Origin of the sequence: Flavobacterium praedii, assembly GCF_026810365.1 — a bacterium.
Taxonomy (GTDB): domain Bacteria; phylum Bacteroidota; class Bacteroidia; order Flavobacteriales; family Flavobacteriaceae; genus Flavobacterium; species Flavobacterium praedii.
Genome location: NZ_CP113948.1, coordinates 3510900 through 3526988, shown reverse-complemented (window position 1 = coordinate 3526988; position 16089 = coordinate 3510900). Strand labels below are relative to the sequence as shown.

The following is a 16089-nucleotide window of genomic DNA, read 5'->3' as shown; positions in this document are numbered from 1 at the left end:
TTTCAGTATATTAAAATTTAAAAATCATTCTCATTAATCGGATTATACAATCTATTATTGGTTTATATTTTAGTAAATTGCATAAAATAGACAAACTCTTTTTAGAGGATCCTAACACAACTAAAAAACATACAATGAACTCATTCGATATTGTTACCCTAACCGTAAATCCAGCTTTAGACAAAAGCACTCATTTTAAAGGATTGGTTGCTGAACAAAAAATTCGTTGCTCCGAACCTCGTTTTGATGCCGGAGGTGGCGGGATCAATGTTTCTAAAGCTATTTCGCGTTTGGGTGGATCATCTTTAGCTGTATTCACTTCAGGTGGACCACTGGGGAAAATGCTAGAAGAATTGGTTGCCAAAGAAGCCATCGCCTTTCAAGCCATTCCTATTCAAACTTGGACTAGAGAAAGTTTTGTTGCTGTAGATGAAAATACCAATTCTCAATATCGTTTTGGTTTTACTGAAGGAGAAATCACCAATGAAGAAGAACAAGCTGTACTTGACGCCATAGCCAACTTGAAACCAAAATTCATGGTAGCCAGCGGCAGTCTTAACGAAGGTTTGTCTGCAGATTTTTATCAAAAAGTAGCCGAAATTGCTAAAAAATCCAATTCAAAATTGATAGTTGATACTTCTGGAGAAGCATTAGAAAAAGTCTTAGAAACCGGAGCTTATCTGATCAAACCAAACGTAGGAGAACTGGCCAAATTAGTAGGTGTTGAACGACTAGAAATGGAAGAAGTCAATGAAGCTGCCAAAAAAATTATTGCCAAAGGCGGAGCCGAAATAGTTGTGGTTTCTCTAGGACCTCAAGGTGCAGTGCTAGTAACCAAAGATCATTATGAATTTGTTCCCGCTCCCAATGTCGCCAAAAAAAGTACCGTTGGTGCAGGTGATAGTATGGTGGGTGGAATGGTTTGGGCGCTTTCTCAAAATAAAAGCCTGAAAGAAGTCATTCGTTGGGGCGTTGCCTGTGGTTCTGCAGCCACCATGAACGAAGGAACTCAATTGTTTAAAGGTTCTGATGCGCAACGTTTGTTTGATTGGTTGAAGGATAAATAAGCCCCCTAGCCCCCAAAGGGGGAACAAAAAAACTTGACAATTTTTACATCATCAGGTTTTCTGTTTTTGTCATAAAAGCTAAAGCTATATTTGCAGAAAAAACAAGTTACTTATTTCGTTTTTCCAAATTTCGGGATTTCTTGAAGTATGAAAAATGGCAAAAATAGTGATTAACTATAGTTCTTCGTGTACTAGATAATGAATTAGGAAAGGGAATTTTTCAATTTTCCGACATCTCACCTCGTCGTATTTTATAGAGTATAAGTAAGGGGTTTTCTTTAAAGAATTAATTTGTCTTTTAACTTGAGCTTTGTAGCGAAAACCCAAACCTTTTAATTGTATTTCGTACCATTCGGAGGTTTCAAGGATGTCATTGAATGCGTCAATATCTATCTTTAATTTATAGCCCAAACCTTTATAGTGTTTTAGATACTTTGTCCCAATCCAAAAGGCGTTCAGGATTAGTTTTGGCTTTAGCTATTCGATCTAAAACAATTTGTTGATGTTCTATAGGAATTTCAACATCTTCATTCCAAAGCGCATCATTGATTTTCAATCGATCTTTTGGAGATAATTGTTTAACTGCTTCAAGTAATTGACTTACACTTAAATCAATGTTTAATTTTATTGTTTCCATAAAAACAAAGTTAACGAAAAAAGGTTTTGTAACCTGTTTACCTTAAGCTATTTTCTAAAGTATAATAAGTCTTATTATTAGTTTGAAAATAAATAAGATTTTTACTAAAAACAAAAAAACCTGACAATTTTTACATCATCAGGTTTCTCAATATTGTTATTTTCCCACCTTGGCGGGTTAGGAGGCTCTAATCATTCAATTTCAATACCGCCATAAAAGCTTCTTGCGGAATTTCTACATTTCCTACTTGACGCATACGCTTTTTACCTTTTTTCTGTTTTTCCAACAATTTACGTTTACGGGAAATATCCCCACCGTAACATTTAGCAGTAACATCTTTACGTAAAGCTTTGATCGTTTCACGAGCAATGATTTTAGCACCAATTGCCGCTTGAATCGGAATATCAAATTGCTGTCTCGGAATCAATTCACGCAATTTCTCGGTCATTTTTTTACCAATGTTATACGCATTGTCTTCGTGTATCAACGCAGAAAGTGCATCAACCGTTTGACCATTCAATAAAACATCTAAACGAACTAATTTAGAAGTTTTCATACCAATCGGAGAATAATCAAATGAAGCATACCCTTTTGAAACCGTTTTCAATCTATCGTAAAAATCAAATACTATCTCTGCCAAAGGCATATCGAAATTTAATTCTACACGCTCGGTTGTCAAATACGTCTGATTTGTAATTTGACCCCGTTTTTCGATACACAAACTCATAACATTTCCAACAAAATCAGCTTTGGTAATAATAGTCGCTTTGATATAAGGTTCCTCAACTCGGTCTAAACGAGATGGTTCTGGCAAATCTGACGGGTTGTTTACCGTAAAAGCAGTTTCAGGATGTTTTTTGGTGTAAGCCAAATACGAAACGTTAGGAACCGTAGTGATTACTGTCATATCAAACTCACGCTCCAATCGCTCTTGAATAATCTCCATGTGCAACATTCCTAAGAACCCGCAACGGAAACCAAATCCCAACGCAGCAGAACTTTCCGGAACAAATACTAATGACGCATCATTCAATTGCAGTTTCTCCATCGAAGAACGCAAATCCTCATAATCTTCAGTATCTACAGGATAAATTCCAGCAAATACCATTGGTTTTACATCCTCAAAACCAGTAATCATATTCGTGGTAGGCGTTTTGGCATCCGTAATTGTATCCCCTACTTTTACTTCTTTGGCTTCTTTTATACCCGAAATCAAATACCCAACATCTCCTGTCGAAATCACATTTTTAGGCACTTGATTCAATTTCAAAGTCCCTACTTCATCGGCAAAATATTCATTGCCAGTAGCCATGAATTTTATTTTTTGTCCTTTGCGAATTTCCCCGTTTTTCACACGAAAAATTACTTCAATACCACGAAACGGATTGTAATGCGAATCGAATATCAATGCCTGCAACGGTTCGTCTTTCACCCCTTTTGGATGTGGAATTTTTTCAATAATGGCTGCCAAAATATTTTCTACACCAAAACCAGTTTTACCGGAAGCGTGAATAATATCTTCCAATTTACAACCCAATAAATCGATTATATCATCGCTTACCTCTTCTGGATTGGCACTTGGCAAATCTACTTTGTTCAAAACCGGAATAATTTCCAAGTCATTTTCTAACGCCAAATATAAATTGGATATTGTTTGTGCCTGTATGCTTTGTGCCGCATCCACAATCAATAACGCACCTTCACAAGCCGCAATAGAACGGGAAACTTCATAGGAGAAATCCACGTGACCCGGAGTGTCAATCAAGTTCAAGATGTACTCTTCGCCTTTGTAAGTGTACTCCATTTGTATGGCATGACTTTTAATCGTGATACCACGTTCGCGCTCCAAGTCCATATTATCAAGCAATTGCGCCTTTTCTTCACGAGCAGTTACCGTTTGGGTTGCCCCCAATAATCGGTCTGCCAATGTACTTTTTCCGTGATCAATATGTGCAATAATGCAAAAATTCCTAATATGTTTCATGTGTCATTTTTATTTACTTTTTGGAACAGGCAATGCTCCGCAAGTCTCTTATCCTAATATCAAATTTTATGTCCTCCTGAGCGTAGCCTTTGTATGGGCGTGACCACAAGGGTCGGGCTATCCGCTACAAGTCCTCGCTCAGTTCCGCTATCGCTTCACTTTACTGCGGGCTTTTCGCTACTATCCCTCACGCGCAATGTCATTAAGTTAAGGGTTTCTCACTACGGTTTTTCAAAATATAACTCTCGCAAAGACGCTAAGAAATCGGCTCTTAACTTTGCGCCTTTGCGTCTTGGCGAGAAAAAAAAAAGCTTAACTTAATGACATTGCCCTCACGCGCGTACCGTAAAGCGACAATTAATCTGCAAATATAGTCTAAAATAAACAGTTTCAAAGTGTCGAATTCGTAAACTAACACGTTTAATAAGAAGTCTTTCTTCTTTACTCTTTCTTCTATTCGTCTAAAAACCGTAATTTTGCAAAAAATTTAAGGAAGATGATCAAGATTGGCAACATTATATTACCCGAATTTCCCCTACTGTTAGCACCTATGGAAGATGTGAGCGACCCTCCATTTCGTAGATTATGCAAACAGCATGGAGCCGATTTAATGTACTCCGAATTTATTTCTTCCGAAGGTCTAATCCGTGACGCCATCAAAAGCCGAATGAAATTAGACATTTTCGATTACGAACGCCCAGTTGGAATCCAAATTTTTGGTGGAGACGAAGAAGCAATGGCACTTTCCTCAAAAATAGTATCTACCGTGAACCCAGATTTAATCGACATCAATTTCGGTTGTCCTGTCAAAAAAGTAGTTTGCAAAGGCGCCGGTGCCGGAGTTTTGAAAGATGTTGATTTAATGATTCGCTTGACTCAAGCCGTTATCGACAGCACCCATTTGCCTGTTACCGTAAAAACCCGTTTGGGTTGGGATGACAATTCCATAAATATAGACGAAGTTGCCGAGCGGTTGCAAGATATTGGCGTAGCCGCCTTGAGCATACACGCTCGTACACGTGCCCAAATGTACAAAGGCCATTCCGATTGGTCACACATTGCCCGTGTCAAAAACAACCCAAGAATCACCATGCCTATTTTTGGAAACGGCGATATTGATTCTCCCGAAAAAGCATTGCATTATAAAAACGAATATGGCATTGACGGAATTATGATTGGTCGCGCCGCCATTGGTTATCCATGGATTTTCAACGAAATCAAACACTTCTTCAAAACAGGCGAACATCTTGCAAAACCGACCGTTGCCGACCGTGCCGAAGCAGTGCGAAATCACCTCACCTGGGCAATGGAATGGAAAGGAGAAAGACTCGGAATTGTAGAAACAAGACCGCATTACACCAACTATTTCAAAGGAATCCATTCGTTCAAACCCTTCAAACAAAAACTAGTAACTCTAGATCATCCCGAAGAATTATTTGCCGTTTTAAAAGAAATAGAAGAGACTTATAGTGGCTATGAAGTGGTGTAAAAATTAATCAACCTAAAATATTGTTTTCTAATTTTCATTATATTTGTTGCAAACAATCTTTATTATGAGTGTTCAAACCGAAAAATCTTTTTTAATTGATTTACTTCAAAACATCAATGACGCTTCTATCATTCAGAAAGTGAAGGATTTTATATTGCACGAAATCGAGCCTGTTTCTTTATCAGAAAATCAAAAAAAAGAACTCGATAAACGATTATTAGAACATCAAGAAAACCCTAGATCAGGAATTGATGCATTTGATTTTTTAGATTCCTTAAAATCTAAATATGAGTTATAATAAACTCCTTTTAAAAACAAATGCAGCGGTTGAAATCGAAAATATAATTTCCAATTATGCTTCAAAAAGCACCATTCTAGCAAAACGAATAGAAAAGGAAATTCGATTAGGTTTTAAAACTATTGCAAAAAAGCCCGAAAGTTTCCAATGCCGTTATTCTAAAGTCAGAATATTTTGGCTGAATAAATTTCGTTATGGTTTGTATTATATTTGGGAAAATAATGAGGTTTCAATCTTAGCGTTTTGGCATACAAAAGAAGACATTCCTAACAAAATTTTACAGATTTCATAATCGGTATTTAAAAAAAAATCAAAAACCAGAAATCATTAATCAATAATCAAAAATCTCTAATCCAACAACTTCTTACTCACTCGACTACTTGCAATAAGCGAAGCAATAAAACCAAGTGTGACAATAGTTGCCATTACAATCCCTACATTTTCTAATGTAAAAACTACTGGATAAGCCAGAGTAGGGGTTATCATAATCAGTTGGTATTGTTGTTGCAATACTACAAATACAACACCCAATAACAAACCGATAATTCCACCAAAAACACTCAACAGTGTTCCTTGCAGTAAAAATATATTTCGCAAATCTTTGATATCCGTACCTAGATTAAAAAGGGTTTTTAGGTTTCCTTTTTTATCCAAAATCATCATGATAAGTGCACCAATCAAATTAAAAAGCGCCACAATAATCACCAAAGTAAAAATCAAATACACCGCAATATTCTCGGTATTAAGCATTTTATACAAGGCTTCGTTCAACTGTTCCTTGTTTTTTACAGTAATTTTATTCTGGAAAATCGACTGAAGTTTCGCGATAACGGCATCTTCATCAGCTCCTTTCTTTAATTTGATTTCAAGAGAAGAAATTTGATTGGTTTTATATTCCAATAATTCCTGTGCCAAGCCCAAATCGGCAAACACATATTTAGAATCCAAATCTTCGCTAATTGCATAAATCCCAACCGGAAAAACATCCGTTGAATTAAACGCTTGAGCAGGGTTTTCAATAGTTCCTTTACCTGGTTTTGGTACAAAAACCTCAAAGGCATTATTGTAATCCAACAAACCCATCGAGAACTTTTGAGCAATACCATATCCCACCACCACTTGATACGTGCCTGGTTTTAGCCATTGCCCATTGTATAATTTTTTATTAAAATCACTAACGGTGTTAAAAGTAGCATCAACACCTTTTAAGTAAGTAACCTCTTGTTTTCCGTTAAAAGTAAACAAAACCCGTTCTTCAACAATTTTAGAATAGTGCGCAACACCTTCAATTGCGGCAATCTCTTTTTCCTGTTTGGGTAGTACAAAAAAAGATTTTCCAAGTGTGCTGCTTACTTTAAGATCGGGGTCAATATCATTGGTAAACGAAAGGCTAAATTCCTTCAAACCTGTAAATACCGAGAGCACAACAAACAACGCCATGGCTCCCACAACAATCCCCATACTAGCAATACGATTAATAATATTGATAGCATTATTTTTGCTTTTGCTAAAAATATACCGCTTGGCTATGTAAAGAGGGAAATTCAAATCTTATTGAAATCTGCGTTTGTCCAACAAATCTCTATTCTCAATCGGATTTTCTTGATTTTTCAAGGCATTGTCAATCTTCTCAATATAATCCAAAGAATCATCAATAAAGAAAACCAAATTTGGCACTTTGCGCAATTGCAAACGCACTCTTTGCGATAAATCGTGCTTAATTAAAGTCGAATTAGCCTTAATCCCCACCAACGTTTCCGCTGCTTTTTCCTGAGGAAAAATACTTAAATGCACCGTCGCCACAGACAAATCTGTAGTCACAACAACCTTGGATACTGAAATTATTAAATTCGTAATTCCATTTTTTCTCACTTCACCTTGCAGAATGTCAACCAAATCTTTTTGGATCACCCCACCTATTTTTTTCTGTCTATTTGTTTCCATCCTGCAAAAATACTATTTTTTTGAGAGACCACCTTACAAAGTCATAAACTCATAAAGTTTTTTATATTTGTTTTATGATTTAGAAGCAGAAAATTAGGCTTTTCAGGAGACAAAGTTCCTGCCCCTCGATAGCTATCGGGGTTCCAATCTTTTGTCTTGCTTGAGGACAAGACAAAAGGATTTTCCCTCCCATCAGAGCTAAAGAGAAGCGATGGTTTCTCTATGAAACTATTTAAAAAACACAAAACAGCACACCATGAGAAAAATAGAACACATTGGCATCGCAGTCAAAAACTTAGAAGTATCGAATTTATTATTCGAAAAACTCTTTGGCGCACCCGCCTATAAGCAGGAAGAAGTTGCCAGCGAAGGTGTAAAAACATCTTTCTTCATGAACGGTCCTAACAAAATAGAATTACTCGAAGCCACCAATCCCGAAAGCCCTATTGCCAAGTTCCTTGAAAAAAAGGGAGAAGGAATCCATCACATCGCTTTTGACGTAGAAGACATCCACACCGAAATCCAGCGCCTCAAATCCGAAGGTTTCACCGTCCTTAACGAAACCCCAAAAAAGGGAGCCGACAATAAATGGGTCGCTTTTTTGCATCCAAAAGGCACAAATGGCGTATTAATCGAACTGTGTCAGGAAATAAAATAAAAAAAAGGAAGAATTAGTATATTCATAATCAGTTTCTTCCAAATCGTTTGCGATTAATACTGAAATATTATTAAAATCTACCCCCAAAATACTTGTAACAATAAAATAAATGTAGTAATATTGCAAACTCTTAACCGGTCCTATAGCTCAGCTGGTTAGAGCACCTGACTCATAATCAGGTGGTCCCTGGTTCGAGCCCAGGTGGGACCACAGATTACAAGCCTTTCAAGCAATTGAGAGGCTTTTTTTTATGCACTAAAGCCAGTAAAATAAGGATTTCTATATAATTGTAGATTTTCAGAAATAGTCAACTTGCCAACTTTTGGATTAAGTTTAAAAGTCAAGAATTAAACTTAGAAAAAAAGAAAAAAAAAAGGAATCACAAAATCAGCACATTCTACACTCCTTTTTCTGCGTAAATCTGCAAAATCTGCGTGAAAACAAAATAAGCAATTTCCGGATCTGATGGAATCTCTCTTAGTTCACAACTTTTGAAATGCATTCGTTTAATAAAAGCAACAGTTGTTTTTTAAGCATAAAAAAAAGCCTGACCGTTAGGAAAGGCTTTAAACAATATGTTGCGGTCTGGACGGGACTCGAACCCGCGACCCCATGCGTGACAGGCATGTATTCTAACCAACTGAACTACCAAACCCTGTTTTATTGCGAGTGCAAATATACAATAGATTTTCGTATCCACAACTATTTTATAACACAACTTTAAAAAAAATAACAAACACTCTAAAATCAAAAAAGCCATCCACAAAGTGGAAAGCTTTTCATTGGTCTAACTACAAACCGATCTCGTCATAATGGACGAGAAACAACACAACTAGCTTTAGATACCGTATTTGGGCAAAAAAGCCTTTCTGTTACGAAAGGCTTTCCCCAATATTGCGGTCTGGACGGGACTCGAACCCGCGACCCCATGCGTGACAGGCATGTATTCTAACCAACTGAACTACCAAACCTCTGCTTTATTGCGGTGGCAAAGATACAATAGATTTTCGTTTACACAAGCCTTTTATTAGAGAATTTTAAATATTTTTTGACCGATTTATCCAAACTTTTGTTTTTCAACTAAGTATGCCGTTAAAATTTTTTCAAAACTTTCATCAACACCCACTGGAATGTACTTTATTTTGTTTTGAGCACAGGTTAAAGCCAACTTTTTGAAGTAATCGCTCACCTGTTTTTCATATTCTTGCTTCACATTATCAGCAAAAATGACAACCTCATCTCCTGTTTCCAAATCAATAAACTTTCTAGGAGCATTGTCAAAATCAAATTTTAGCTCCGTTTCTTTGTCTATCACATGAAATAAAACAACTTTATGCTTGTTGTGTTTTAAATGTTGCAAGGCATTAAAAAGAGCTTCTTCATTTTCGGATTGAAACATGTCTGTAAACAAAATAATCATCGATCGGCGGTGAATTTTTTCAGCTATTTGATGCAAATACGTAATAGTATCGGTTTGCTTACTCTCTTTTGTGGTTTCCAAAAGACCTTCGAGCTTGTTCAATATCATTCGGTGATGACGATCACTTCCTTTTTCTGGTGCGTAATACTCATAACGATCCGAAAACACACTTAAACCTACAGCATCTCGTTGCTTTTTTAACAAATTCATCAAAACTGCCGATGCCAATATCGAAAATCCTATTTTACTCTCGTAAAAGGGCTGATTGTCCTTCAATTTAGGATAATGCATCGACGAAGAGTTGTCAATTATTATATGACACCTCAAGTTGGTTTCTTCCTCAAAGCATTTGGTGTACAAACGATCCGTTTTGGCAAATAATTTCCAATCTATGTGTTTGGTGCTTTCTCCTATATTATATACTTTATGTTCGGCAAATTCGGCTGAAAATCCATGAAACGGACTTTTATGCATTCCCGAAATAAAACCTTCCACCACTTGATTAGCCAACAACTCCAAATGCTGAAAACTGGATATCTTTTCTATTTGCGATTCGATCTTCATCCTTCAAATGTATTAAAAGATTGAATGATTTAAAAGATTTAAAAATTGAAAGATTGAAAGATTTAAAAATTAGAAGATTGGGATCTATTCAGCTTTCAGGAAATTAATGTAGGATTTTGTATAAAAGCAGATGCAAATTGCACAAATTTAGACGAAACAACAGTTGTTTTAATTTCATAAATTAGTAATGTAAATCAAATTAGTGAAATATTATTTTCTAATTGGATCTAATTTGTGCTAATTCGTGAAATTTGTGTCAAAATTTTGTTAGGCTGAATAGTTACAAAGATTGCAAATAGAAAATCACTTTGAGAAATTGATTTAAATACAAATCAAAAAAAAGGCTTGACTTTCGCCAAACCTTTCTATATAAATTTTAATCTTACGATTACAACAATGCGTCTAAGCTATCTGCATACGTTTGTTTTGGAGCTACTCCTACTTGTTTTCCTACTACTTCTCCATTATGGAAAACCAATACAGTTGGAATGTTTCTAACACCGTATTTTGCAGCAAATTCTTGGTTAGCATCTACATCTACTTTACCAACAACCACTTTTCCTTCGTATTCTTTACTTATCTCGTCAATGATTGGTCCAACCATTCTACATGGTCCACACCAAGCTGCCCAAAAATCAACCATAACTGGTTGTGTCGATTTCAAAACTACTTCTTCAAAAGTAGCATCTGTTATTGCTAATGCCATACTATTTTTATTTTTTATTTAAATTCCCTGTTTGTTTATTAACTTAGGTACAAATTTAGAAATTAAAACCCAATCAAACGTCTTTCTTAAATTAGTTTTCATTATAAATGCATTGCTAATAGTTATTTTGTACAAATGATTGTTTTTAAATTGGATGACCTTACTGTTGGTAGCCTAGCGATAGAATAATTTCATTTTCTAGTTTGTTTTAATTTTTTTGCAGTTCATTTTGTTTTAATGCATTTGGATATTGTTTGAAAAAAAGTTGTTGTTTGATATAGTAGGGCATCAACGGTTTTGTATTCAAAAGGGAGCAAACTACATTCTATGATAAATGAAAGCCTTAATGTTTTATTTTTTTTTCAATATTCTCATAACTTTATTTTATAGCAGTCGAAATCAAGAATTCAATAAAAAAGCATATCTAAAAATGCGTTTTTGACAAACCAAAGTCGTTTTGCTGACGTTTTTTGAGTTTTAAAACTGGGAAAATCTTTTTAAAATCGGTAAAAAGGCTGTTCAAAAACCGTCAAAACAAATCAAAATGATCTTTTTTTTACAATTTACAACAAGCGAAAACGTTGGAAATGCCTTGTTATTTATTTTCTAAATAAATTATCGTTTTATGGGGAAATATCATCTTTTTTAAGGTCTTAATTTTTTAAATTTGAAGGTATAATAAATAACCACTTTTAAATGGAAGTAATTGCAAAACCCAATAAATATGAATTAGGAGAAATGCTCCTAGAAATAGGTTCCTTGCTTATGGTCTCTGGAGCCAATACAGAACGTGTCAAAATGACGATCAGCAGAATAGCTGGTGCATTTGGTTGTGATTCTGATTTGATGATTACCAATCATGCCTTAATGATTACTTTGACCTATCAAAACAAAATCAAAACCTTTACCAGTGTAAAATGGGTGCCCAACATGCATCTTAACTTCAACCTTATTGCCGATATCAGCACCATGAGTTGGAAAATTGTAGAAGAAAAATGGTCTGTCGAACGCATCAACAAAGAAATGAAATCGTTAGACAGGAAAGCTTTATACCCTAGATTTGCTGTCTTGTTTTTGGTGGCTTTGGCAGGAGCTTCATTTTGTAGAATTCTAGGTGGAGAATTAATCGAAATGATAATTTGTTTCCTAGGGAGTTTCTTAGGCCTTTATGCAAGACAAGAAACCATGAAGCTCAAATTTAACTTCTATTTGTGCGTTTATTTTGCAGCACTAACCTCCTCTTTTACTGTAGGTCTATATTCTTTTTTGAATCCAGATGCAACCTACGTTCATGCCCTATCCACTTCAGTATTGTTCTTAATTCCTGGAGTTCCAATGATCAATTCTTTCTCCGATTTAATTGACGGTAACATATTAAACGGAACCACCAGAGGCGTAAATGTGCTTGTTATTGCATTTGCCATTGCTTTAGGATTGATGACTTCATTATTAATTTTTAATTTACACTAAAATGGATTTTGTATTATTAGAAAAAGGAATTTGGCTGGGTTGTGCAGCAATAGGTTTTGCAGTATTATTCAATGTGCCTCGTAGAACTTTAGGAATTATTTACATTATAGCTGCTCTTGGCGGATTGATTAAATTTTATTTGATTTCACAAGAAATAGGATTGGTATTTGCAGCCTTATGCGGATCCAGCACCATTGGTTTTTTGAGTGTCTTGGCGGCTCATTATAGAAAAGCGCCCCCAATGACATTTGCATTACCGGCATTAATCCCAATGATTCCGGGATTGTTTGCCTATAAAGCCATGGTAGGCGTTATGGAATTGACTGCCGAAAAGGATCCTGAACTGTACTCCAAACTTTTTTTTGAAACAACAAGCAATGGACTAAAAGCTTTATTTATCATTTTGGCATTGGCCGCAGGAGTTGCGATCCCGATGCTTATCACCCGTAAGGAAACTGTGAAGCGAATAAAAGTTGATGCTGTTCTCGAGAAACAACTCGAAAACTTAGAAGAAGAAAATTAGAATAAACATTTTTATACTCAAAACGCCGATCGAAAGATTGGCGTTTTTTTTTGGTCTGAAAACACGTTGAAAACTATTATTTAATGAGGACAATTGTAAGCAGGTCAATTGTCCTCACGAAGCTATTTTTATGAGCTATGAATATAAAGGAAAAATTCGGATTTAAAGTAAAAGAACTAAGAGAGCAAAAAGGCTTCTCTATTGAGTTTTTGGCAAATATTTCAAATGTTGACAGAACTTATATTTCTGATATCGAAAAAGGAAAAAGAAATGTCTCCATAGAAATTATGGAAAAAATAATCCTCGCATTGGATAGTGATTTTGCGACTTTTTTTAACGAATTAAATTTTAAGAAATGAAGATGAAAGAGAAAATATCAATAGAAGAATTTGATGGAAAAAAGTTTAAGATTCGAACTTTGGAAGAAGATAATAACAAAAAAGCAGTAGTAACTCATTATCTCCATAACTATCATAACGGTATCAAAAAACACTATGAAAAAGAAGCTAAAATTTATTTAAAAGAAATTGTTGAATATAAAAATCAAGAAGAAAATATAGATATTGTTTCTGATGTGGCACTACAACAATTACTGTTTGAAGTAGAAAATGTTCCTTTTCCAACTCCGAAAAATTACACTTTCAAATTCATTGATTTGTTTGCAGGAATTGGTGGATTTAGAATGGCAATGCAAAATCTAGGAGGAAAGTGTGTATTTACAAGCGAATGGGATGAAAATGCTAAAAAAACCTATAGAGCAAATTTTGGAGAAACTCCTTTTGGAGATATAACAAAAGTAAGCACTAAAAATTATATACCAGATAATTTTGATGTTTTATGTGCAGGGTTTCCATGTCAAGCATTTTCTATTGCAGGAAAAAGAGGTGGTTTTGAAGATACAAGAGGAACCCTTTTTTTTGATGTAGCAGAAATTATAAAAACAAAGAAACCAAAAGCAATTTTCTTAGAAAATGTTAAAGGCTTAAGAAGCCATGACAAAGGAAAAACGTTAGAAACTATATTAAACGTTTTGAGAAATGATTTAGGATATTTTGTTCCAGAGCCACAAATAATTAATGCCAAAGAATTCGGTGTGCCACAAAATAGAGAACGTATTTACATTGTAGGTTTTAGAAAAGATTTGGAAATAAATTCTTTTGAATATCCTGAACCTTTTGAAGAAAAGGTGTTTTTTAAAAATGTAAAAGAGAAAAAAGTTGTTCCAACTAAATATTATTTATCAACTCAGTATTTACAAACTCTGATTAATCACAAAGCAAGACATGCTGGTAAAGGAAATGGATTTGGTTTCGCAATTATTAAAGATGATGAAATATCAAATTCGATTCTAGTTGGTGGAATGGGAAGAGAAAGAAATCTTGTTATTGATAAACGAATAACAGATTTTACGCCAACAACACATATTAAAGGCGAAGTTAATCGTGAAGGAATCAGAAAAATGACTCCTCGAGAATGGGCAAGATTACAAGGCTTTCCTGATAATTTTATTATTCCAGTTGCAGATGCTTCAGCTTATAAACAATTTGGAAATTCTGTTGCAGTTCCTGCAATTCAGGCAACGGCGGAGAAAATTATTGAATTAATAAAAGCTAAATTATGATAACAGGAAATAAAGGGGAATGGAGTGAAATATACACTTTGTTCAAACTCTTGGGGGATAAGATTCTCCATCCTGGAGATGAAAATATCATAAAAATAAAAAATGTCTTTTACCCTATTATTAGAATATTGCGTTCAGGTACAAATGGCGATTTTGAATATTCTATTCAGGATGACATCGTATTAATTTCAGGCAATGAAGAAGTTTTAAGAATCCCTATACAAGAGTTTAAGGATAAGGCTATTTCATTGTTAAATTTAATTAAATCTAACAGAGAAACTACTTTTTCTGTACCCGAGATTGAACAGTTTATGCTTAGTATTAATTGTATTTCTTTAAAGGCAGATTCAAGTGCTAAAACTGATATTACAATTGTTGTTCACGACCAAAGGACAAATCAGCAACCAACTCTTGGGTTTAGCATTAAATCACAGTTAGGGAATCCTTCAACTCTTCTTAATGCAGGAAAAACAACAAATTTTATTTTTAAAATTAATGGATTGAATCTTAATCAGGATGAAATAGATACGATTAATACCATTGATACAAGAAGTAAAATAAAAGATCGTATTGAATACGTAGTAAATAAAGGCGGTGTTTTTCAGTTTATTGGGACTGAACAACAAGTTTTTTCTAATAATTTGATTTTAATTGATAGTTTACTACCTGAGATCTTAGCAAATATAATTTACAATTTTTATACAAGTAACTCTTCGAAAATCATCGATTTAATTTCAAAAGTAGAAGAGGATAATCCTTTAAATTTTGATATCTCAAACAAGCATAAATTTTATGAATACAAAACTAAACGACTTTTGACGGATATTGCTTTAGGAATGATGCCATCAAAGGTTTGGGCTGGAGAGTATGATGCAACGGGAGGTTATCTGATAGTAAAGGAAGATGGCGAAGTATTATGTTATCATGTTTATAACAAAAATGAATTTGAAAACTATTTGATAAATAACACAAAATTGGACACTGCAAGTTCTTCTAGACATGGATTTGGTATCGTTTACCAAGAAAATGAAGAACTATTTTTTAAACTGAATTTACAAATACGATTTATAAAATGAGTAAACTGAATCAACTAGGTATAGTCGTAGGAAAAAGTGGGAAAGCCAATATTATATTTGATAGTCTATTTTTAAATTTTTTAGAAATTGAATATAGTAAACCATCCGAATACATTTCGATTTATTGGGAAGCATATAAAAAGCATTCTGAAGGGAATAAAAGTCTTAATGGGAAGATATTTGAATACATTCTTGCTACTTTATGTGTTCGTGAAAATATTTTGCCATTATATTTAAATGCAAATGTTGCATTCGTGCCGAACGTAGTATATGATTTGATGTTTTATACGACAGAACGAGGTCCAATATGTATCTCAGCAAAGACAAGTTTGCGAGAAAGATATAAACAAGCAGACCTTGAAGCTATCGCTTTAAAATATGTTCATAGAAAAGCATTATGTTATTTGGTGACTCTTGATGTTAGTGAAGCCAAAAAAGTTAAAGAAAAAATTAAAACTGGAGATGTTATTGGAATTGATAAAGTTGTTGTAGCCACTAGTAATGAATTCAATGATTTAATTGATGAATTAAAACAATATAAATTTTCTGATCCTCCAATAGTTAAAGTAATCGAAAGTAATCAAATTATAACTAGGGAAAAGGTTTTAAATCTCAAATAAAAAAGGTTTCAT

17 protein-coding genes and 3 tRNA genes are annotated in these 16089 nt (G+C 34.4%); 12 read left to right on the top strand and 8 right to left on the bottom strand.

The features are described 5' to 3' along the window. Positions 1 to 134 precede the first annotated feature (134 nt). Positions 135 to 1067: a 1-phosphofructokinase family hexose kinase gene (locus tag OYT91_RS14955; RefSeq protein ID WP_281238595.1), complete on the top strand. Its 933-nt coding sequence runs from the start codon at positions 135 to 137 to the stop codon at positions 1065 to 1067. A gap of 415 nt (positions 1068 to 1482) precedes the next feature. Here OYT91_RS14955 and OYT91_RS14950 read toward each other — a convergent pair whose 3' ends face one another. Then, the gene (locus OYT91_RS14950) at positions 1483 to 1704 is read right to left on the bottom strand and encodes an addiction module protein (protein ID WP_269224129.1); all 222 of its coding nucleotides are present in this window, start codon (positions 1702 to 1704) and stop codon (positions 1483 to 1485) included. A 187-nt stretch (positions 1705 to 1891) separates the two neighbouring features. After that, positions 1892 to 3688: a translation elongation factor 4 gene (gene lepA / locus OYT91_RS14945; RefSeq protein WP_269224130.1), complete on the bottom strand. Its 1797-nt coding sequence runs from the start codon at positions 3686 to 3688 to the stop codon at positions 1892 to 1894. Positions 3689 to 4184: 496 nt separating this feature from the next. Here lepA and dusB point away from each other — a divergent pair, with 496 nt between their 5' ends. From dusB to OYT91_RS14930, 3 genes are all read left to right on the top strand, one after another. Continuing rightward, entirely contained in the window at positions 4185 to 5177 is a 993-nt protein-coding gene (dusB, locus tag OYT91_RS14940; protein ID WP_281238594.1) for a tRNA dihydrouridine synthase DusB, read from the top strand. Between the two features lie 64 nt (positions 5178 to 5241). Beyond that, positions 5242 to 5475, top strand: a complete 234-nt coding sequence (locus tag OYT91_RS14935) for a hypothetical protein (protein ID WP_269224131.1) — start codon at positions 5242 to 5244, stop codon at positions 5473 to 5475. Then, entirely contained in the window at positions 5465 to 5767 is a 303-nt protein-coding gene (locus OYT91_RS14930) for a type II toxin-antitoxin system RelE/ParE family toxin (protein ID WP_281238593.1), read from the top strand. The genes OYT91_RS14935 and OYT91_RS14930 overlap by 11 nt, the downstream gene beginning before the upstream one ends. Positions 5768 to 5823: 56 nt before the next feature. On the opposite strand, the gene OYT91_RS14925 is transcribed toward OYT91_RS14930, so the two are convergent. Both OYT91_RS14925 and rbfA read right to left on the bottom strand, forming a co-directional pair. Further along, positions 5824 to 7023, bottom strand: coding sequence for an ABC transporter permease (locus OYT91_RS14925; protein ID WP_281238592.1), 1200 nt, complete (start codon positions 7021 to 7023; stop codon positions 5824 to 5826). Between the two features lie 3 nt (positions 7024 to 7026). Beyond that, positions 7027 to 7419 (bottom strand): 30S ribosome-binding factor RbfA, encoded by a 393-nt coding sequence (gene rbfA / locus OYT91_RS14920; RefSeq protein WP_100432845.1) that lies wholly within the window; start codon positions 7417 to 7419, stop codon positions 7027 to 7029. Positions 7420 to 7675: 256 nt separating this feature from the next. Here rbfA and mce point away from each other — a divergent pair, with 256 nt between their 5' ends. Then, positions 7676 to 8077: a methylmalonyl-CoA epimerase gene (gene mce / locus OYT91_RS14915; RefSeq protein ID WP_281238591.1), complete on the top strand. Its 402-nt coding sequence runs from the start codon at positions 7676 to 7678 to the stop codon at positions 8075 to 8077. Between the two features lie 136 nt (positions 8078 to 8213). Then, a tRNA-Ile gene (locus tag OYT91_RS14910) sits at positions 8214 to 8287 on the top strand. Positions 8288 to 8658: 371 nt separating this feature from the next. Here OYT91_RS14910 and OYT91_RS14905 read toward each other — a convergent pair. The 4 genes from OYT91_RS14905 to trxA all read right to left on the bottom strand — a co-directional run bounded on the left by OYT91_RS14905 (position 8659) and on the right by trxA (position 10767). Beyond that, positions 8659 to 8732: transfer RNA gene (locus OYT91_RS14905), tRNA-Asp, on the bottom strand. A 242-nt stretch (positions 8733 to 8974) separates the two neighbouring features. Beyond that, positions 8975 to 9048 (bottom strand) — tRNA-Asp (locus OYT91_RS14900). Between the two features lie 86 nt (positions 9049 to 9134). Then, a complete protein-coding gene (locus OYT91_RS14895) occupies positions 9135 to 10061 on the bottom strand; it encodes a DUF58 domain-containing protein (RefSeq protein ID WP_281238590.1) in 927 nt (308 codons plus the stop codon). 388 nt (positions 10062 to 10449) lie between these two features. After that, entirely contained in the window at positions 10450 to 10767 is a 318-nt protein-coding gene (gene trxA, locus OYT91_RS14890; protein ID WP_269224149.1) for a thioredoxin, read from the bottom strand. A 696-nt stretch (positions 10768 to 11463) separates the two neighbouring features. On the opposite strand from trxA, the gene OYT91_RS14885 reads away from it, so the two are divergent. The 6 genes from OYT91_RS14885 (at position 11464) to OYT91_RS14860 (ending at position 16077) form a co-directional block, all read left to right on the top strand. Continuing rightward, positions 11464 to 12237, top strand: coding sequence for a threonine/serine exporter family protein (locus OYT91_RS14885; RefSeq protein ID WP_281238589.1), 774 nt, complete (start codon positions 11464 to 11466; stop codon positions 12235 to 12237). Between the two features lies 1 nt (position 12238). Continuing rightward, positions 12239 to 12760 carry a threonine/serine exporter family protein gene (locus OYT91_RS14880; protein ID WP_281238588.1) on the top strand — a complete coding sequence of 174 codons (522 nt, stop codon included), beginning with the start codon at positions 12239 to 12241 and terminating at the stop codon, positions 12758 to 12760. 137 nt (positions 12761 to 12897) lie between these two features. After that, positions 12898 to 13119 carry a helix-turn-helix domain-containing protein gene (locus OYT91_RS14875; protein WP_281238587.1) on the top strand — a complete coding sequence of 74 codons (222 nt, stop codon included), beginning with the start codon at positions 12898 to 12900 and terminating at the stop codon, positions 13117 to 13119. Between the two features lie 2 nt (positions 13120 to 13121). Continuing rightward, the gene (locus OYT91_RS14870) at positions 13122 to 14381 is read left to right on the top strand and encodes a DNA cytosine methyltransferase (protein ID WP_349293171.1); all 1260 of its coding nucleotides are present in this window, start codon (positions 13122 to 13124) and stop codon (positions 14379 to 14381) included. Then, positions 14378 to 15457: an HpaII family restriction endonuclease gene (locus OYT91_RS14865; RefSeq protein ID WP_269224153.1), complete on the top strand. Its 1080-nt coding sequence runs from the start codon at positions 14378 to 14380 to the stop codon at positions 15455 to 15457. Before OYT91_RS14870 ends, OYT91_RS14865 begins: the two co-directional genes overlap by 4 nt. Continuing rightward, entirely contained in the window at positions 15454 to 16077 is a 624-nt protein-coding gene (locus OYT91_RS14860) for a hypothetical protein (protein ID WP_269224154.1), read from the top strand. The genes OYT91_RS14865 and OYT91_RS14860 overlap by 4 nt, the downstream gene beginning before the upstream one ends. Positions 16078 to 16089 lie beyond the last annotated feature (12 nt).